The organism is Streptomyces litmocidini, from assembly GCF_014649755.1.
Classification (GTDB): Bacteria; Actinomycetota; Actinomycetes; order Streptomycetales; family Streptomycetaceae; genus Streptomyces; species Streptomyces litmocidini.
In genome coordinates, this window is the sequence record NZ_BMTQ01000002.1 from 1 (window position 1) to 19,326 (window position 19,326).

The window sequence follows — 19,326 nt, forward strand, 5'->3', positions numbered from 1 at the left end:
TCCGGTCCCGTTCGCTTTCGCTCCGGGCCCTTCCGGCGTCTCCGACTCTATCAGATCCTTTCGGCGTCTGATTCCCAGTCAGGGGGGTTTGTCTTTCCGGCTGTTGGGCCGTTCCGACGTCTCAAACTCTAGCGGGTTTCCCCGGCGGCTCATAATCGAGCCATTCGAAATGAATTTCGGCATGCCGAAATTCATCCCGGCAGGGAGTCTGTGCTGAGTAAGAGGTGCCGCATCAGCGGCGGGAGTGGTTGCCGAAGAACCGTTCCGGCTCCGTGACAACTCGGAGAACACTACGCATCCGGGAGGGGCGTGTCAACCCCCGCCCGTGCCCCGTTCCACCCCGTCCGACAGGTCGTCCGACGGGTCGTCCAGCAGGTCAGTCGAGGTCCGTCAGGCGGCCGCCGGCGTCGGGCTGGGTGAGCTCCACTCGGCGGAGGAGGCGGATGAGGACATCGCCGAGGACGCCCTTCTCCTCCGTCGTGAGGTCCTGGAGCAGGTCCTCCTCGAAGTCGGTGGCCATGCGCATGGCCTCCAGCCACTTCGAGCGGCCCTCGTCGGTGAGCTCGACGATCACGCGGACGCGGTTGTTCTCGTCGCGGTCACGGGTGACCAGGCCCTCGCCGGCCATGCGGTCGATGCGGTGGGTCATCGCGGCCGGGGTGAGGCCCAGACGCTTGGCGAGTTCGCCGGGGCCCAGGCGGTAGGGCTCTCCGGAGAGGACCAGCGTCTTGAGGACCTCCCACTCGGCGTTGCTGATGCCGAGGTCGGCGAGCTGGCGGCCGTACGCCACGTTCATCCGGCGGTTCAGTCGGCCGAGGGCGGAGACGACCTTCTCCACCTGTGGGTCGAGGTCGCGGTACTCGCGCTGATACGCGGCGATCTGCTCGTCGAGGCTCGGCTCCTGGGGAGCGGTGTCGGACATGCGGGGAGTATCCCACGGGCCTCGTTGGCGTTGAAGTCCTTCAGTGTGTACTGTTAAGGAGTTAACTTTAGCGTTGAAGTCTTCAGGGTTCAGTCGTACAGGTCTGAACCCGCGACCGAAGTGGGTGAGTGTGACCAAGGCGAGGGGCGCGGCGATGCGCCGGATTCAGGCAGGCAGCGCGCTGAGCGCGTTCGGACTCGGTTTCACCGTGCCGTACCTCTATGTGTACGTGGCGCAGGTGCGGGATCTGGGCGCGGCCACGGCGGGGGTCGTGCTGGCCGTCTTCGCCATGGCTGCACTGGTGGTGCTGCCCTTCAGCGGGCGGGCCATCGACCGGCGCGGTCCCGTGCCCGTCCTGATGGTGGCCTCGGTCCTGGCGGCGGTGGGCGCGGTGGCGATGGGCTTCGCCTCCAGCGTGCCGGCGGCCGTGGGGGCCGCGGCGCTGCTCGGTGCCGGTACGGCCGTGCTCCAGCCGGCCCTCGCCACGATGATCGTCTGGTGCTCGGCGCCGGCCGGGCGCACGCGGGCCTTCGCGATGCAGTTCTTCCTGCAGAACCTCGGGCTCGGCATCGGCGGCCTGATCGGCGGTCTGCTGGTCGACACCAGCCGGCCCGGCAGCTTCATCCTGCTGTTCTCGATCGAGGCGGCGATGTTCCTCGTGCTCGCCGCGGTCGTGGGGACCGTCCGGATGCCGGACTCCCCGGCGCTGCAGGGCGCCCGTCCGTCCGACGGCGGGAAGACCGGCGGTGTCCGCGCGCTGCTCGGGCACAAGGCGATGGTGCAGCTGTGCGTCCTCGGCTTCGTGCTGTTCTTCGCCTGCTACGGGCAGTTCGAGTCGGGCCTCGCCGCGTACGGCACGGAGGCCGCCGGCATCCAGCCGTCGGCGCTCGGGATGGCCCTTGCCGCGAACACGGCGGTGATCGTGGTCGCCCAGTTCCTGGTGCTGCGGTTCGTCGAGCACCGGAAGCGGACCCGGGTGATCGCGGCCGTGGGTCTGATCTGGGCCGTGGCCTGGGCGGTCGCCGGGTACGCGGGCCTCGGGCACGGCAGCCAGGCCATGGCGACGGCGGCCTTCGTCTCCACGTACGCCCTCTTCGGGCTCGGTGAGGCGATGCTGTCGCCGACCGTGGCCCCGCTGGTGGCCGATCTGGCGCCGGAGTCGATGGTCGGGTCGTACAACTCGGCCTTCGCCCTGGTGAAGCAGCTGGCGCTGGCCGTCGGTCCGGCCGTGGGCGGGCCCATGGGGGCCGCGCTGCACGGGCCGTACATCGTGACCTTCGTGCTCTTCTCGCTCGGGATCACCTTCCTGGCCGTCCGGCTGGGTCGGCAGCTCACTCCCGAGCAGGACCGGCCGTCGCTCGCGGTCAAGCCGTCGAAGGTGGTCGCGCGGCACGAGCCGGTCCGTGAGGACGAGACCGCGGTCGCCTAGTCCGGAATCAGTCCGGCAGGGCGAACTCGCACCAGACCGCTTTGCCGCCGCCCGGTGTGCGGCGGCTTCCCCAGGACGAGGCGATCGTCGCGATGATCGAGATGCCGCGACCCGCCTCGTCCTCCGTTTCCGCCCTGCGACGGCGCGGCAGGTGGTCGTCGCCGTCCGTGACCTCGATGATCAGGCGCCGGTCGGTGCGCCGCAGCCGCAGGCGCATGGGCGGGGTGCCGTGCTGGAGGGAGTTCGCCACGAGCTCGCTGGTGGCCAGGACGCCCAGGTCGCGCAGCTCGACGGGGAACCGCCAGGAGGAGAGGACGCCGGAGGCGAAGGCACGCGCGCGTGGTGCCGCTTCGACGCCGCCGAGGAGTTCCAGGGCGGCGTTGTGGAAGAGCTCGGCGTCCGCGCCCTTGCGGGAGGGGTGCTGGACGACCAGGACGGCGACGTCGTCGTCGTGCTCGGCGGTGACCCCGAGGGCGCGGAGGAGCCGGTCGCAGACGACCTGCGGGGTGCCGTCGGCGCCGGCCAGGGCACGGGCCAGGGCGGCGACGCCCTCGTCGATGTCCTCGCGGCGGCGCTCGACGAGACCGTCCGTGTAGAGGACGGCGGTGGAGCCGGGCGGCAGGGCGATGGAGCCCGAGGCGTGCAGCCAGCCGCCGGTGCCCAGCGGCGGACCGGTCGGGTCCCCGGCGCAGCGGACGGTGCCGTCCTCGTCCCGTACGAGGATCGGGAGGTGGCCCGCGGAGGCGTACACCAGCTTGCCCTCGCTGGGGTCGTGGATCGCGTACACGCAGGTGGCGATCTGGCTGGCGTCGATCTCGGCGGCGAGGCCGTCGAGGAGCTGGAGGACCTCGTGCGGGGGCAGGTCCAGGCGCGCGTAGGCCCGGACGGCGGTGCGGAGCTGGCCCATGACGGCGGCGGCGCGCACGCCCCGGCCCATCACGTCGCCGATGACGAGCGCGGTGCGGCCCGCGCCGAGGGTGATCACGTCGTACCAGTCGCCGCCGACGGCCGCGTCCGCGACGCCGGGCTGGTAGGTGGCGGCGATCCGCAGGTCGTCGGGCTGCTCCAGTTCCTGCGGGAGCAGGGAGCGCTGGAGGGTGACGGCGGTCTCGCGGTGTCTGCGCTCGCTGGCCCGGAGCCGCTCGGCGGCCTCGGCGTGGTCGGTGACGTCGGCGGCGTGGACGAGGACTCCGCCGCCTTCGAGGCGGGGGCTGTCGACGGGCAGGCAGGTGACCGTGTACGAGCCGCCGCCCCGGGTGCGGCGGGACTTGACCGTGCGGGGCCTGCCGCTGCGCAGCACCTGGTCCATGAGGGGCAGCAGGCCGAGTTCCTCGGCCTCCGGGCAGGTGTCGGCGACGGTGGCGCCGGCGGGGCGGGGGCCGAAGGCGGCGGCGTACGCGTCGTTCACGTACGCGATGCGGTGCTCCGGTCCGTACGCGAGCGCGACGAGCCCGGGGAGGCGGCCGAGCAGCTCCCGTACGGAGAAGTCCTCCAGGGCGGGGACGTCGGCCGCCTCGGCAGCGCTGTCGGTGAGCTGCTCCAACTGCTGACCGTACTCACCGCGGGCGGCGGGCACGGAACCTTCGGGCCCCCGCGCCGCGCGGCGCTGCGTGCCGGGGAGCCGGGCGCTCCAACGGGTGAAGTTCACGGATGTGTATGCCTCGTGGTGTCGGTGCCGTGCAGAGTCACGCTGTGCAGGTGTGAGCCCACCTATGGTCACACGTCCAGTGTGGACGAGTGCACTGACAGTGATGTCAGGACCGCGGCTTGTCGCCGTCGCCGGGGGGTGGAGCCGCGGCGAGTTCGAACTCGGCCCTGGGGTGTTCCAGCGAGCCGAGGGAGACGATCTCCCGTTTGAACAGGCCGGACAGGGTCCATTCGGCGAGGACCCGGGCCTTGCGGTTGAAGGTCGGCACCCTGCTGAGGTGGTAGGCGCGGTGCATGAACCAGGCCGGGTATCCCTTGAGCTTGCGTCCGTAGACGTGGGCGACCCCCTTGTGGAGGCCCAGGGAGGCGACGGAGCCCACGTACGCGTGCGTGTACTCCTTGAGCGGCTGCCCGCGCAGGGAGGCGGCGATGTTCTCGGCGAGCACCCTGGCCTGGCGGACGGCGTGCTGGGCGTTGGGCGCACACTCCTTGCCCGGTTCCTCCGCCGTCACGTCGGGGACGGCGGCGGCGTCGCCGGCCGCCCAGGCGTGTTCGACGCCCTCGACGGTGAGCCGGGCGGTGCAGCGGAGCCTTCCGCGTCCGTCCAGCGGCAGGTCGGTGGCGGCGAGGACGGGAGCGGGCTTCACGCCGGCGGTCCAGACGACCGTGCGGGTGGGCAGGCGGGTGCCGTCGCTGAGGACGGCGACCCGGTCCTCGCAGGTCTCCAGGCGGGTGCGCAGTCGGACGTCGACGTTCCGGCCGCGCAGCTCGCGGATGGCGTACCGGCCCATCTCCTCGCCGACCTCGGGGAGGATCCGGTCGGAGGCCTCGACGAGGACCCAGCGCAGGTCCTCGGGCTTGAGGTTGTGGTAGTAGCGCGCGGTGTAGCGGGCCATGTCCTCCAGTTCGGCGAGGGCCTCCACGCCCGCGTAGCCGCCGCCGACGAAGACGAAGGTGAGGGCGGCGTCGCGGATGGCGGGGTCGCGGGTGGAGGAGGCGATGTCCATCTGCTCGATGACGTGGTTGCGCAGGCCGATGGCCTCCTCGACGGTCTTGAAGCCGATGCCGTGGTCGGCGAGGCCGGGGACCGGGAGGGTGCGGGAGACGGAGCCGGGCGCGATGACCAGCTCGTCGTACGTCAGGTCGAGGGTGCCGGCGCCCTCCTCCTCGGTGGCGAGGGTGGAGAGGGTCGCGGTGCGCTTGGCGTGGTCGACGGAGCGGACCTCGCCGATGACGATGCGGCAGCGGTCGAGGACCCGGCGGAGCGGTACGACGACGTGGCGCGGGGAGATGGAGCCGGCCGCGGCCTCCGGCAGGAACGGCTGGTACGTCATGTACGGCTCGGGGGTGACCACCACGATCTCGGCGGTGCCGGCTCCGAGCTCCGTCCTGAGCTGCCGCTGGAGGCGCAGCGCGGTGTACATGCCGACGTATCCACCGCCGACCACGAGAATGCGCGCAGGTTCGGTCACTGTCCCATGACGCACCGCCGTCCGTGGTTTGTCCACAGGCTCGGCAAATTGTGTGACCGGAGGGGTACGGAGGCGTGGGGTGGCGCACGACAGGCGCGCGGGGAAACCGCGCAGGTCACGGTGGGTGGGGGCGGTTCGGGGAGGGGTCGGAAACGGGAGCCTTCCGGGCCTTGCTCCGATCGGGGGGCGCACCGGACGGAACTTCCCCTTCTGAATTGACCCCGACTCAACTATGTTCGTACTTCGTCGGGGTGTCGGATCGGAGTGCGCGTGGACCGAAGCGCTCGTCCGCCGGAGACCCCGTGTCAGGGCGGGGAAGTCTCCGGGGGGAGACATCATGAGCGGGGGAACGCTTATGCAGATTCAGGATTCACGGTGGCAGTCGGGCGCCGGGACGGCGACCGTCGTCGACGGGCACGCCCCGGGGACGGCCGAGGTGCGTAACGGGGCGCCGGTGGCGGGCGGCAGGTCCGCGCCGCTGCGGGTGGACGCCCAGCGCAATCTGGAGCACGTGCTGCGGGCCGCCCGCGAGGTGTTCGGCGAGCTCGGCTACGGGGCTCCGATGGAGGACGTGGCGCGCCGCGCCCGGGTCGGCGTCGGCACCGTCTACCGCCGCTTCCCCAGCAAGGACGTGCTGGTGCGGCGGATAGCCGAGGAGGAGACCTCCCGGCTGACCGAGCAGGCGCGGGCCGCGCTGGGCCAGGAGGAGGAGCCGTGGTCGGCGCTCTCCCGGTTCCTGCGGACCTCGGTGGCCTCGGGCGCGGGACGTCTCCTGCCGCCGCAGGTGCTGCGGGTGGGCGTGGACGACTCCGGTGCGCCGCTCGTCGCGGACGACGCGGACGAGGCGGCCCGGGTGCCGTACCAGCGGGGTGGCGTCGAGCAGGCCGACGCGCGCGTGGTCGCGCCGCGCGGGGTGCCGGTCGACGAGCGGGACGACGCGGGGGCCTCGGAGCTCCTGGAGGTCGTCGGGCGGCTGGTCGACCGGGCGCGTGAGGCGGGCGAGCTGCGGACGGACGTGACCGTGGCGGACGTGCTCCTCGTCATCGCCACCGCCGCGCCGGCCCTGCCGGACGCGGTGCAGCAGGCGGCGGCCTCGGCGCGGCTCCTCGACATCCTGCTCGAGGGTCTGCGCTCCCGGTAGGAGGGCCGCGGTCGTTTTCGTACGGCCGTTCTCGTGCGGTCGGTGCCGTACGGACGTACGGTCGTTTCCGTACGGCTGGGCTTCTCGTGGTCCGGGCGGGCCCACGGCAGGACACGAACGCGTGCGCGGTTACGCCCGGATACACGAAGTCGCCCCGGACGAGTGGTAAGTGGACGCGGCGCTTCGGCGCGCCCGCGCTCTGTGGCAGGCTTGGCCGACATTCGGGTCCGAGCGTGGTACGGGGGCTTCCGCGATGAGCGGTGACAGTCGGGACGATCCGCTGGGCAGTGGCGGCGGCGCGGAGACCGGAGGCCTTCCCTCCCGGCAGGTGCCGAGCCAGGGCGGGCCGGGAGGTCTCTCCGGCGTGCCGTCGCCGACGTCGACCGGTGCCGCGGGTCCCGCCGGGTCGTCGGGCCCTCCAGGAGCGTCGACCGGACCCGCCGGGCCGACCGGACCCGCCGGACCACTCGACGCGAGCGTGCCGCAGCAGCGCGAGGGCAAGCCCGCGGGGCCGGGCGCCGGGGCGGCAGGCGGGACGGGGCCCGCCGACAGCGGCGGTGGTGGCGGTGCCGAGGGCGGTGATGTCCTCGGCGGTGACGGCGACGCCGACGGCACCCACGGCGACGGCACCGGCAGCGGCGACGCCCGGGGCGGTCGCGTCGCCCACGGCCACGCCCCCGGGGTGCACGCCCACAGCGGTGACGCCGGCGACGGTGACGCCCCCGGTGGTGACGGCCATGGTGGTGACGGCCACGGACGTGACGGCGGTGTCGACCTCGACGAGCCCGACACCGTCCTTCCGCCGCCGCGCGAGCTGCCGCCCTCCGACGCCGAGCTCGTCCGGCGCATGCGGGACGGTGACGACTCCGCGTACGAGGAGCTGTTCCGCCGCCACTCCGAGGCCGTCCGCCGCTACGCCAGGACCTGCTGCCGGGACGCGCACACCGCCGACGACCTCACCGCCGAGGTCTTCGCCCGCACCCTCCAGGCGGTCCGCGGCGGCGCCGGCCCCGAACAGGCCGTGCGCGCCTACCTCATGACCACCGTCCGGCGGGTCGCCGCGAACTGGGTCAGGACCCAGAAGCGCGAGCACCTCGTCGAGGACTTCGCGGTGTTCGCCGCGGACGCCGCCCGTTCCGCCGAGGTCTCCGACCCGACCGTGTCCTTCGGGGCGGGGATGGACCTCGGCGCGGACGTCCGCGCCATGCACGAGGCCGAGCAGTCCCTCGCCCTGCAGGCCTTCCGCTCGCTGCCCGAGCGCTGGCAGGCCGTGCTCTGGCACACCACCGTCGAGGAGGAGTCCCCGAGCGAGGTCGCCCCGCTCTTCGGACTGACCGCCAACGCCACGGCCGTGCTCGCCAGCCGGGCCCGCGAGGGCCTCAAGCAGGCCTACCTCCAGGCGCACGTCAGCCAGTCCCTGACCGCGGGCGGCGACTGCGCCCGCTACGCGGACCGGCTCGGCGCCTACGCGCGCGGCGGGCTGCGGATGCGGGCCGAACGCGGCCTGCGCACGCACCTCGACGAGTGCGCCAAGTGCCGGCTCGCCGCCGGTGAGCTGGCCCATGTGAACGCCGGGATCCCCGCGCTCCTGCCGGTCGCCGTCATCGGCTGGTTCGCCGCCGGGTACTCGCTCAAGGCCGCCGGTGTCGTCGCCGGTGGCACCGCCGCCGCGGCCGGTGCGGGCGCGGCGGCCGCCGCCTCCGGGTCCTCCGGGGGCGCCGCCTCGGGCGGCTTGGCCGCCGAGGGGCTCGGCGCGCCCGCGAAGGCCGGCCTCGCGGCGGTCGTGGCGGTCGCCGCGGCCGCCGGGCTCGTCTGGGCGATGGCCGGGGACCCGCAGCCCGTGGCCGCGCCCCGGCCCGCCCGGCCGGTCGTCGCCCCCGCCGTGCCGCCGAAGCCCGCGCCGCCGGCGGAGCCCTCCCCGAAGCCCGTGCCGCCCGCCCCGCCCGTCACCTCCGAGCCGCCGGCGCCCGCCCCGCCGCCTCCCCCGAAGCCCAGCCCCAGGCCGACGCCCAGGCCCACGCCGAAGCCGACGCCGAAGCCGACGCCCAAGCCGTCCCCGAAGCCCACGCCCGAGCCGGTGCCGAGGCCCGCGCCGAAGCCCAAGCCGTCCCCGAAGCCCGCACCGGCCGTCTACCAGGTCAGCGAGCTGCAGTACGGGACCTTCGGCGACGGCACCAAGCCCGAGGTGGCCCTCTCGGACAGCAGCTGGATGTGGCAGCGCGACGGCCTGTCCATCGGCGGCACGCGGTACGCGCACGGGGTGAGCGTCCACGCGCCGTCCTCGCTGCTCATCGACCTCAACCGGCGGTGCACGAGTTACGACGCGGTCGTCGGCATCGACGACCTGAGCGCCCGGCTCGGCGTCGGCGGCGTCCGCTTCTCCGTCTACGGGGACGGGGCGCGGCTCTGGCGCTCCGGGGTCGTCCAGGCGGGCGACCCGCCGGTCCCGGTGCACGTCGACCTCTCCGGGCTCTCCACGATCCGGCTCGTGGTGGAGGAGCACACGCCGTTCGGCCGGGCCGCGGTGGCCGACTGGGCGGAGTCCCGGATCAGCTGCTCCTGACGCCCGTCCCGGCGGCCGGGCGGGCGGGGACGAAGGGTTCGACGAGGTCGAGGACCTCGTCGAGGCCCAGCTCCGCGCCGGCCGCGCGGGCCGCCGCCAGGGCCGGCCCGTCGAGTTCGACGAGGGCCCGGGCCGTCACGGACTCGGCGTCCTTCAGCTCGGGGACCGAGCGGGGCGTGTCCCGGCGCCACCGGTCGGCGGCGGCCAGGACCCGTACGGCGAGCTCGGCCTCGCCCGCCTCGGCCAGGACGATGGCGAGTCCCTCCCCCAGGCCGGTGGTGATGAAGTCCGCGCACTGCGCGTCCCGCGCGGTGCGGAGTGCGGTGACGGCCGTGGCGACGGCGGCGAGCCCCTTGCCCTCGTACGCCTCGACGCGGGCGGCGATTCCGGTCATCGCCGCCACGAAGTGCGGGGGCGGGGTGCCGAGCGCGACCGCGCGGCCCGCCTCCTCCAGCTGGGCGCGGGCCTCCGTGATGTCACGGTGGTGGAGGGCGAAGGCGGCGCGGAGGAAGCAGACGTACGTCTGGGTGTCCCGTACGTGGTAGCGGTCGGCCTCCCGCGCGGCCTCGTCGAGGGTCCGCTCGGCGGTCTCCAGGTCGCCGGTGCGGTAGGACAGTTCGGCCAGGCGGGCGAGGAGGAAGGGTGCCTCGGCGTGGGCGCCGACCTCGCGGGCGAGGGCGAGTGCCTCCTCGTACGCCTCGCCCGCCTCCGTGTGCCGGCCCCGCATCGTGTACGACTCGGCCGCCGCGCTCGCTATCTGGGCCCCCATCCAGCGGTCGCCGACGCGCCGGGCGATGTCGCGGAGTTCGGCCAGGGCGTCGTCGACGCCGGGCATGCCGCCGGGCATGTCGACGACCATGTGCGTGCGGAACATGAGGCTGACGCCCAGCTCCCAGTCGCCGCCGTGGCGGCGGCAGTTGTCGACGGCGGTGTCGAGGAGGGCGCGGACCGCGGCCGGTTCCTCGGTGAGGTACGCGGTGAAGGGCCAGAGCAGGCCGGGGAAGCGGGCCGCCTCGGGGCCGGGGTCCGTGCCGAACGCGTCGCGGACGCGCCGGACGAGCGCGAGGACCTCCGGCTGCTGGAAGTCGCCCATCGTGTGGCTCTCGACCGCGAGGAAGAAGTGCAGCATGCGCAGGTGCATGCGGGGCCAGTGGCGGGGGTCGGCGGGGTCGGACGGGTCCTCGCCGAGGGCGATCGCGCGCTCGACCCAGGCCAGGCCCTCGGGGCGGTAGTTCCGCAGCCACCAGAACCAGCCCATGGCGAAGACGAGGCGGAGGGCGGTGGCCTCGTCGGGCGGGGGTCCCCCCTGTTCGAGCGAGGCCGGGAGTCCGGGGGACGTGGCGAGGGTGCGGTGGAGGGCGGCGCGGATGTTGTCGAGGTCGCGCTCGACGCGGTCGATCCAGGGGAGCTGTTCCGCCGAGCGGAGGCGGGGCTCGGCGGTCTCGGCGAGGGCGGTGAAGTGGGCGGTGTGGGTGGCTTCGGCGGCGGCGAGCAGCTCGGGGTCCTCGGCGGCGCGCTCGGCGGCGTACTCGTGGATGGTCTCCAGGAGCCGGTAGCGCATCTCGCCGTCCTCGGTGGGGGTGGCGACGACGAGGGACTTGTCGACCAGGGCGCCCAGGGTGTCGGCGGCGCCCGGGGAGAGGGCCTCGGCGGCGGCCAGGTCCCAGCCTCCGGCGAAGACCGACACCTGGCGGAGCAGGGTGCGTTCGGCCGGGTCGAGGAGGTCCCAGGACCAGTCGACGACGGCGCGGAGGGTCTGCTGGCGGGGCAGGACGGTCCGCGAGCCGGAGGTGAGGAGGAGGAACCGGTCGTCGAGGCGGTCGGCTATCTGGCGCGGGGTGAGGAGGCGGAGGCGGGCGGCGGCCAGTTCGATGGCGAGGGGCAGGCCGTCGAGGCGGCGGCAGATCTCGTCGACGGCCCCGCCGCCGTCCCGGGCGAGGTCGAAGGAGGGGCGCGCGGTGCGGGCCCGTTCGACGAAGAGGCGGTGGGCGGGGTCGGGTGGGAGGGGCTCGACGGGGCGGACGGACTCGCCGGGGACGCCGAGGGGTTCCCGGCTGGTGGCGAGGACGCGCAGGTGCGGGCAGTGGGTGAGCAGGGTCTCGGCGAGGGCGGCGGCCGCGTCGATGACGTGCTCGCAGTTGTCGAGGACGAGGAGCAGCGGGCGGCGGGCCAGGTGCTCGACGAGGTGGGCGGTGGGGTCGTCCTGGAGCTGCGCTCCCTCGCGGGTGATCAGGTTGATCTCGCGGAGGCGGAGCGCGGAGAGGACGGCGCCGGGGACGGCGGCGGGGTCGTCGAGCGGGGCGAGTTCGGCGATCCAGGCGGCGGGGCCGGCGGCCCGGAGCGCGGCCTCCTCGGCGAGGCGCGTCTTGCCGGAGCCGCCGGGTCCGGTGAGCGTGACGAGCCGGGAGCGGGCCAGGTCCGCGTGGAGGGCGTCGAGTTCGGGCTCGCGGCCGACGAAGGAGGTGAGCCGGGGGCGGATGTTGCCGGCTTCGGGGGCGGGGGCCGGGGCGGGTGGCTCCGGGGCGCCGGGGGCGGACGCGGGCGGGGCCGGGGCGGGGGCCGCGGTCGGGGCCGGGGCGGGGGCTGGGGTCGGGGTCGGGGTGGGGGCCGGGGCCGGGGCCGGGGTGGCTCCGGTGAGGAGTTCGTGGTGGAGGGCGGTGAGTTCGGGGCCGGGGTCGGCGCCGAGGGCGTCCGCGAGGGTGCGGCGGGCCGACTCGTACGCGGTGAGGGCGTCGGCGTGGCGGCCCTCGGCCCGCAGGGCGCGGATGAGGTGGGCGCGGAAGGCCTCGTCGTACGGGTACGTGGTGGTGAGCTCGGTCAGCTCCGGTACGAGGCCGTCGGTGGCGCCCCGGCGCAGGTCGGCCTCGACGCGCTGCCGGAGGGCCGCGAGCCGCTGTGCCTCGGGGCGGAGGCCCGCCGGGTCGGGCAGGTCGGCGAGGGCGGGGCCGCGGAAGAGGCCGAGGGCCTCGCGGAGGAGGGCGGCGGCGGTGCCGGGGTCGCCGGCGTCGAGGCGGGCGGCGCCGTCCCCGGCCTTGCGCCGGAAGACGTACAGGTCGATGTCGTCGGGGCCGGCGACGAGCCGGTAGCCGGGGCCGGGGGTGGAGGCGACGGCCTCCCTGCCGAGGATCCGGCGGAGGCGGCCGATCAGGGCCTGGAGGGCGGCGGGGGCGTCCTGCGGCGGGTCGTCCCCGTACACGTCGTCGGCGAGCTCGCCGACGGAGACGGCCCGTCCGCCGCGCAGCGCGAGCGCGGCGAGCAGCGCGCGCAGCCGGGCACCGCCGAGGGGCAGCGGGGTGCCGTCGGGCCGGAGGGCCTCGGTGGTGCCGAGGATGAGATACCGCACCGGCCCATTGTGTCGGGCGGGCATGGCGGACGCCTCGGGGTTTACCCCGGTGGGCCCCCTCGGAAGGCGCCGGTGTCCAGGTCGAAGCCGGGGGGAAGCGGGACGACCGGCCCCGGCTGGTTCGTGGACGTGTTTGCGGGCGAAGTCGTCCCCGACGGGCCCGGAGCGGACGACGGCCTCTCCGGCCCCGGGACGAAGTCCGGGAAGCGTTCGCTCGGACGGGCGTGCCGTGGGGTTCCGCGCGCTCGGCGGAGCCTCACGCCGGCAGTGACCGTCTCGACGCCGGGATCAGCGGGCCCCGGGCCGCCCGAGGGGCGCGGGGGGTCGTGGTGTCCGTCCAGCAGGAGCCGCGACGGGCGAGGAGGCGGCGGAGCCAGAGTTCGGTGGAGACGAGGTCGGCGAGGCCGTCGAGGGGGACGGGGGCGCCGTCGGCCGCCGCGCGCAGCGCCTTGCGGACGACGCGGGCCTCGATCAGGCCGGCGTCCGCGAGGAGCGGCGCGTCGAAGAGGGCGAGGAGCTGCGGGAGCGCGGCGCGCAGGCCCGCGCGCGTGGCGGCGGCCGGGACGGCCGGGTGGGGGGCGCCCCAGCCGGCGGGGACGTCGTGGACGCCGGCGCCGGAGAGGACCGTGCGCAGGACGCCGGCCCGGGCGTCCGGCTGGACCCGGAGCGATTCGGGGAGTTCGCGGCAGGCCCGGACGACCTGGTTGTCCAGGAACGGGGCGTGGAGGCGTTGGCCCCGGATCTCCGCCGCCTGTTCCAGGACCCGGTGGTCGGCCGCCGCGCGGACAAGGGCGGCACGCGCGCGTGCCTCGCCGGGGCGCTGGACGGCGGCCGGGAGGGTCGCCGCCCGGTTCAGGCGAACCGATACTTCGGCGAGGGCCTCGCCCGTCAGCCAGCGCGCCGCGGGGCCCGGCCGCGACCAGGCGAGGGCGGAGAGCGAGGCCTCCAGGGGCCCGGAGCCGTCGGGGGCCGTGCGGTTCGCCTCCAGGACCCGCCGGGCCGCCGTCTCCAGCCCCGTCCGGTACGGGGTGCGGGCCAGCTTCCGCGCCGCCCGGTAGACGGTCAGCGGCACCAGGAGCGAGCCCGCCGACGGCCCCGAGGCCTTGGCGAGCGCCGTCACCGGCCGCACCAGGGAGCGGCGCCTGCGGTCCATCAGGAGGTCGGCCAGGCGCGCCGGGTGCGCGTCCAGGACCTGCTTGGCGCCCATGCCGGTGAAGTGGTCGGCGCTGCCGCCGGCGAGGCGTCTGCGGTGCCGTTCCGCCGTGACGAGCGCGGGGCCCGGCTCGTCCGTGAGGGGTCCGTCGAGCGCCGCGTACGGCAGGGCCTCCTCGCCGCCCGCGACGACGACGTGGTGCAGGCGGGGGTCGGCGGCGATCGCGCGGGCCCGTTCCAGTTCCGCCGTGCGGCGCGCGCCGGCCCGGGTCGCCAGGTCGTTGAAGGTGACGGCGAGCAGCCGCTCCCCCGCGCCCGTGCCCTGTCCGGTGATCGTGCCGGGCACCCCCGGGAGGCCCGCCGCGAGCAGGGCGAGCGTGCCGGAGGCGCTGCCGCCGGACAGGTCGGCGCCGATGCCGGGCGCGGGGCCCGCGCCCCGGGCGGCGCGCCGGTCGGCGGGGCCCATGCCGGGGACCGGGCCCGGGTCGGGGAGCGGCGTCTCGGGCGCGTGCCGGGGGGCGGTGAGCCGGGCGCGTACGGCCTCGACGAGGGCGTCCCGTACCCCTTCGACGGCCTGCCGGGGGTCGGCCTCGGGCGCCGCGACGGCGAGCGAGGCCACCTGCTCGTAGCCGGTGATCTCGCGCGAGCCCTCCCGCAGGATCAGCGCGTGCCCGGGCGGCACCCGCCGCACGCCCTCGTAGGGGGTGGAGTCGCGCAGGGCCTCCGGGGTCTCGGGGCAGGCGAGCAGGGCGGCGAGGTGGCCGATGTCGAGCTGGGCCTCGACGAGGTCGGCGAGCGGCAGGGCGGCGGTGGCGTACGCGGTGCCGCCCGCCCACGGGGTGTGGAACACCGGCCGGGCGCCCGCGAGGTCGCCGGTGACGGTGACGCGGCGGCCGGTCCTCACGACGGCGGTGTAGCTGCCGGGCCAGGCGGTCAGGTGCCGCAGCGCGCCCCCGCGCGCGGTGAGCAGCCCGATCCTCAGTTCCTCGTCGCTCGCGGCGCAGCAGCCGAGGACGGCGAGGCGGGTGTGGTCGTCGGCGGCCACCACGCGGACCTCGTCGGGGCGCCAGTCGCCGACCGCCCAGAGCGGGTCGGGGCCGTCCCACAGGAGTTGTGCGCCCACCGGTTGCACCGTGCGCCCCTCGGCCGCGGGGCCGGTGCCGTACGGGGCGCCGGGGTCGTATCCGGGGTCGTATCCGGGGTCGTACGGGGAGCCGGAGGCGGGTCCGGAGCCGGGGGCGCGCCCGGAGCCGTACGCGCCGTGCACCGTGCCCGCCCGGCCCGCCGCGGTCGTTGCGAAGCTCGCGGCGACACTGCTCCAGCCCACCAGCCATCGCATCGGCGCCTCCACATCCGTTTCGGTGGAGGACATGCTGCCATGACAACGGCGCACGGGGCGGGGTGCGGGTGCACGCGCGCGAAAGCCGAATGCGCCCCTGGCATGGGCCGGTTGGCCTTCGGCGGGGCACGGGCGTCATTCGGCCAAATATCGATGCCCGGTGGACGTTTCGGAGGGTGTCCGGGCACAAGGCCGGCCACCGGCTGTCCGGGAGGCGCTCCCGCCCCCCGGTGCCGTCCGCCGCCCGCGGGGAATGGGGCGGCGGTGTCCCCCGGCCCACTGGTCCGGACACCGTTCCCGGCCGAGCGGGCCGACCCACGCGGTACTCATGGAAGCGCTCCCCCGCCGGCCGGACGAGAGCGCACGGCCGGGCGCACGGCCACACGGCGGGGGCACGAGCCGCCGCGCCGGGCCCGTTGGTCGCACGTTCACACAACAATCTCGCCATACGGAACACCGCCCCTTAACGGTAGGGATGCGGCGAACTACGCTGTGCTTACGAATGCCGCACGCCTATGCCCGGCGTCGTGGCGGCCGTCTGGGTTGTCGAGGGGTGGCGTCATGTCCAGGGAGCAACGCGGGCCGAACGAAAAGCTCGGCACGGTTCTCGCCCTCGCGGGAATCAGCAACGCCGGGCTCGCCCGGCGCGTCAACGACCTCGGCGCGCAGCGGGGGCTGACGCTTCGTTACGACAAGACCTCGGTCGCCCGGTGGGTGTCCAAGGGCATGGTGCCGCAGGGCGCCGCCCCGCACCTGATCGCCGCCGCGATCGGGCAGAAGCTGGGGCGGCCCGTGCCGCTGCACGAGATCGGTCTCGCGGACGCCGACCCGGCGCCCGAGGTCGGACTCGCCTTCCCGCGCGACGTCGGCGAGGCGGTCCGCTCGGCCACCGATCTGTACCGGCTGGACCTCGCCGGACGGCGGGCCGGCGGGGGCGGCATCTGGCAGTCGCTCGCCGGGTCCTTCTCGGTCAGCGCGTACGCCACGCCCGCCTCCCGCTGGCTGATCACCCCCGCCGACCCGTCGGTGGAGCGCGAGGCCCCGCGCCCCGGGGCGGGCACCGGCCTCGCCGCGGCGGGCACGACGGCCGCGGAGCACGCGCGCGTGGGCCACAGCGACGTCGCCAAGCTCCGCGAGGCCGCCGAGGACGCGCGGCGCTGGGACTCCAAGTACGGCGGCGGGGACTGGCGTTCCTCGATGGTGCCCGAGTGCTTACGCGTGGACGCGGCCCCGCTGCTGCTCGGCTCGTACTCGGACGAGGTCGGCCGGAACCTGTTCGGCGCGACGGCCGAGCTCACCCGGCTCGCCGGCTGGATGGCCTTCGACACCGGCCAGCAGGAGGCCGCCCAGCGCTACTACATCCAGGCGCTGCGGCTGGCGCGCGCCGCCGCCGACGTGCCCCTCGGCGGATACGTCCTCGCCTCCATGTCCCTCCAGGCCACCTACCGGGGCTTCGCCGACGAGGGCGTCGACCTCGCCCAGGCCGCGCTCGAACGGAACCGGGGGCTCGCCACCGCCCGCACCATGTCCTTCTTCCGGCTCGTCGAGGCCCGTGCGCACGCCAAGGCCGGCGACGGGGCCGCCGCCGCGGCCGCGCTCAAGTCCGCCGAGGGCTGGCTGGAGCGCTCGCGGGAGGGCGACGCCGACCCGACCTGGCTCGGCTTCTACTCGTACGACCGGTTCTGCGCCGACGCCGCCGAGTGCTACCGGGACCTGCGGATGCCGCGCGAGGTGCGGCGCTTCACCGAGCAGGCGCTGTCCCGGCCGACGGAGGAGTTCGTCCGCTCGCACGGGCTGCGGCTCGTCGTCTCGGCCGTCGCCGAACTGGAGTCGGGCAACCTGGACGCGGCCTGTGCGGCGGGCACGCGCGCGGTGGAGGTGGCGGGCCGGATCTCCTCGGCGCGGACGACCGAGTACGTACGGGACCTGCTGCACCGGCTCGAACCGTACGGGGACGAACCGCGCGTCGTGGAACTCCGCGAGCGGGCGCGGCCGCTGCTCGTCGCGCCGGCGTGAGACGGCCCGGCGCGCGGGGCGGCCCGGCACGAGGAGCGGCCCGGCACGAGGAGCGGCCCGGCACGAGGAGCGGCCCGGCACGAGACGGCCCGGCGCGAGGGGCGGCCCGGCACGAGGGGCGTCCCCGAAGTGACGCGCGTCCCACGAGGTGGGCGTTTAGCCGCGTTGTCAGTGGGCCAGTGCACTATCGGGGACGGGAGGTGGCGCTGGTGTTTGACTGTGACGTGCTGGTGATCGGCGGTGGGATCGTCGGTCTGTCGACGGCGTACGCCCTGACGCGCGCCGCTCCCGGCACCCGGGTCACGGTCCTGGAGAAGGAGCACGCCCTCGCGCGCCACCAGACCGGACGCAACAGCGGAGTGATCCACAGCGGGATCTACTACCGGCCCGGGTCGCTCAAGGCGCGGTTCGCGGTCCAGGGCGCGGCCGAAATGGTCAAGTTCTGTGCGGAGTGGGGCATTCCGCACGAGGTGACGGGGAAGCTCATCGTCGCCACCACGCGCGAGGAACTGCCCCGGCTGCACGCGCTCGTGCAGCGCGGCAGGGAGAACGGCATCCCCGTGCGCGAGCTCGGCCCCGCGCAGATCAGCGAGTACGAGCCCCGGGTGCGGGGCCTCGCCGCGATCCACGTCGGCACGACCGGCATCTGCGACTACGGGGCGGTCGCGGAGCGGCTCGCCGAGTCCTCCGGGGCCCGGATCCTGTACGGCGCGGAGGTCACCGCCGTCGACCGGCGGCCGTTCGGCGTGGCCGTGGCGACCGCCGACGGGCGCGTGGTGCGGGCCAAGGTCCTGGTGAACTGCGCGGGGCTCCACTGCGACCGGATCGCCCGGCTCACCGGCGACGACCCGGGCATGCGGATCGTCCCCTTCCGGGGGGAGTACTACGAGCTCGCGGACCCGTCGCTGGTCAGGGGCCTGGTCTACCCGGTCCCGGACCCGGCCTTCCCCTTCCTCGGGGTGCACCTCACCCGGGGCATCGACGGCGGCGTCCACATCGGGCCCAACGCGGTCCCGGCCCTCGCGAAGGAGGGGTACGGCTGGTCCGTGGTCCGCCCGCGCGAACTGGGCGCCACCCTGGCGTGGCCCGGCTCGTGGGCGATCGCCCGCGAGCACTGGCGGTACGGGGCGGGCGAACTGCGCCGGTCGCTCTCGAAACGGGCCTTCACCGAAGCGGTGCGGCGACTGCTGCCGATCGTCGAGGAGTCCGACCTGCGGCGGGCGGCGCCGGGGGTGCGGGCGCAGGCGGTGCTGCGGGACGGGACGCTCGTCGACGACTTCCTGATCCGCGAGGCGGCTCGGACGGTGCACGTCCTGAACGCGCCGTCGCCCGCGGCCACGGCTTCCCTGCCGATCGGGCGCGAGGTGGCGGCCCGGGCCCTGTCCCGCCTGTAGCCCGCCGGGTGCGGAGGCCCTTCTCCCGGGTCCGCCGTAGAATCGGCCGCATTGTGTCTGAGCAGATTGAGAACGGCCCGCAGCCCGTCGCCGCCCCCGTACAGCCCGTCGCGCGGCGGGGCAGCCGGATGTTCGCCCCCGGCGAGGGACCCATGCCCGATCCCGCCGGGGCCCACCACGAGCGGCGGATCCGCAGCTTCCAGCCGCGTCGCAGCCGCGTCACGTACGGGCAGGCCGAGGCCATGCTGAAGCGGTGGCCCGACTGGGGGCTCGACATCGACGGCAAGCGGGTCCTCGACCTCGAAGAGATGTTCGAGGGGCTTCCGGTCGTCCTGGAGATCGGCTTCGGCATGGGCGAGGCGACGGCCCAGATGGCGGCCGCCGATCCCGGGACCGGGATCCTCGCCGTGGACGTGCACACCCCGGGCCAGGGCAACCTGCTGGGCCTCGCCGACCGGAACGGTCTGACCAACGTCCGGGTCGCCAACGGCGACGCGGTCATCCTGCTGCGCGAGATGCTCCGGGACGCGTCCCTCGACGGCTGCCGGGTCTACTTCCCGGACCCGTGGCCCAAGGCGCGCCACCACAAGCGGCGGCTCATCCAGCCCGAGTTCCTCAGCCTCCTGGCGCCGCGGATGAAGCCCGGGGCCGTGCTGCACTGCGCCACCGACTGGGAGGAGTACGCCGAGCAGATGCTCGAGGTGCTCTCCGCGCATCCGGACTACGAGAACACGCAGGCCGACGGCGGCTACGCGCCCCGCCCCGACTTCCGTCCCCTCACCCGCTTCGAGGGGCAGGGCCTCGACAAGGGGCACGTCGTCCACGACCTGCTCTTCCGGAGGAAGTGACCCCCGGGGCCCGTGGGCTCCGGGGCCCCGACCCGCATATCCCCGTCGCCGGTGTCGGTG

The 19,326-nt window shown here is 75.2% G+C and carries 11 protein-coding genes; 6 read left to right on the plus strand and 5 right to left on the minus strand.

Annotated elements, in window-relative coordinates; all coding sequences use genetic code 11:
• Positions 1-376 precede the first annotated feature (376 nt).
• Positions 377-922 (minus strand): MarR family winged helix-turn-helix transcriptional regulator, encoded by a 546-nt coding sequence (locus IE180_RS03260; RefSeq protein WP_030694509.1) that lies wholly within the window; start codon positions 920-922, stop codon positions 377-379.
• A gap of 154 nt (positions 923-1,076) precedes the next feature.
• Between IE180_RS03260 and IE180_RS03265 the strand changes: the two genes are divergently transcribed.
• Complete coding sequence (locus tag IE180_RS03265; RefSeq protein ID WP_190155233.1) at positions 1,077-2,351, plus strand: MFS transporter; 1,275 nt, start codon at positions 1,077-1,079, stop codon at positions 2,349-2,351.
• A 7-nt stretch (positions 2,352-2,358) separates the two neighbouring features.
• On the opposite strand, the gene IE180_RS03270 is transcribed toward IE180_RS03265, so the two are convergent.
• Positions 2,359-3,999 (minus strand): ATP-binding SpoIIE family protein phosphatase, encoded by a 1,641-nt coding sequence (locus IE180_RS03270; protein ID WP_190155234.1) that lies wholly within the window; start codon positions 3,997-3,999, stop codon positions 2,359-2,361.
• Positions 4,000-4,105: 106 nt separating this feature from the next.
• Entirely contained in the window at positions 4,106-5,470 is a 1,365-nt protein-coding gene (locus tag IE180_RS03275) for an NAD(P)/FAD-dependent oxidoreductase (RefSeq protein WP_190155235.1), read from the minus strand.
• Between the two features lie 355 nt (positions 5,471-5,825).
• On the opposite strand from IE180_RS03275, the gene IE180_RS03280 reads away from it, so the two are divergent.
• Together IE180_RS03280 and IE180_RS03285 are read left to right on the plus strand one after the other, a co-directional pair.
• Entirely contained in the window at positions 5,826-6,611 is a 786-nt protein-coding gene (locus tag IE180_RS03280) for a TetR/AcrR family transcriptional regulator (protein ID WP_373302655.1), read from the plus strand.
• A 478-nt stretch (positions 6,612-7,089) separates the two neighbouring features.
• On the plus strand, positions 7,090-9,174 hold the full coding sequence (locus IE180_RS03285) for a sigma-70 family RNA polymerase sigma factor (protein ID WP_308434354.1): 2,085 nt from the start codon (positions 7,090-7,092) through the stop codon (positions 9,172-9,174).
• Here IE180_RS03285 and IE180_RS03290 read toward each other — a convergent pair.
• Positions 9,161-12,517, minus strand: coding sequence for an ATP-binding protein (locus tag IE180_RS03290; protein WP_190155237.1), 3,357 nt, complete (start codon positions 12,515-12,517; stop codon positions 9,161-9,163). The two genes, IE180_RS03285 and IE180_RS03290, sit on opposite strands and share 14 nt — an antisense overlap.
• 256 nt (positions 12,518-12,773) lie before the next feature.
• Positions 12,774-15,008 (minus strand): asparagine synthase-related protein, encoded by a 2,235-nt coding sequence (locus IE180_RS03295; RefSeq protein ID WP_190155780.1) that lies wholly within the window; start codon positions 15,006-15,008, stop codon positions 12,774-12,776.
• 561 nt (positions 15,009-15,569) lie between these two features.
• Between IE180_RS03295 and IE180_RS03300 the strand changes: the two genes are divergently transcribed.
• The 3 genes from IE180_RS03300 (at position 15,570) to trmB (ending at position 19,266) form a co-directional block, all read left to right on the plus strand.
• Positions 15,570-17,024 carry an NsdA family TPR-like regulatory protein gene (locus IE180_RS03300; RefSeq protein ID WP_190155238.1) on the plus strand — a complete coding sequence of 485 codons (1,455 nt, stop codon included), beginning with the start codon at positions 15,570-15,572 and terminating at the stop codon, positions 17,022-17,024.
• 209 nt (positions 17,025-17,233) lie between these two features.
• Positions 17,234-18,418, plus strand: a complete 1,185-nt coding sequence (lhgD, locus tag IE180_RS03305) for an L-2-hydroxyglutarate dehydrogenase (protein ID WP_190155239.1) — start codon at positions 17,234-17,236, stop codon at positions 18,416-18,418.
• A 128-nt stretch (positions 18,419-18,546) separates the two neighbouring features.
• Positions 18,547-19,266, plus strand: coding sequence for a tRNA (guanosine(46)-N7)-methyltransferase TrmB (gene trmB / locus IE180_RS03310; protein WP_229860327.1), 720 nt, complete (start codon positions 18,547-18,549; stop codon positions 19,264-19,266).
• The last annotated feature ends 60 nt before the right edge of the window (positions 19,267-19,326 follow it).

Excerpts from the sequence above, each read along its gene's own strand:
- IE180_RS03295 (WP_190155780.1), bottom strand. The coding sequence starts at position 15,008 with ATGCGATGGCTGGTGGGCTGGAGCAGTGTCGCCGCGAGCTTCGCAACG.
- trmB (WP_229860327.1), top strand. The coding sequence starts at position 18,547 with ATGTTCGCCCCCGGCGAGGGACCCATGCCCGATCCCGCCGGGGCCCAC.
- IE180_RS03280 (WP_373302655.1), top strand. The coding sequence starts at position 5,826 with ATGCAGATTCAGGATTCACGGTGGCAGTCGGGCGCCGGGACGGCGACC.
- IE180_RS03265 (WP_190155233.1), top strand. The coding sequence starts at position 1,077 with ATGCGCCGGATTCAGGCAGGCAGCGCGCTGAGCGCGTTCGGACTCGGT.
- IE180_RS03300 (WP_190155238.1), top strand. The coding sequence starts at position 15,570 with ATGTCCAGGGAGCAACGCGGGCCGAACGAAAAGCTCGGCACGGTTCTC.
- IE180_RS03260 (WP_030694509.1), bottom strand. The coding sequence starts at position 922 with ATGTCCGACACCGCTCCCCAGGAGCCGAGCCTCGACGAGCAGATCGCC.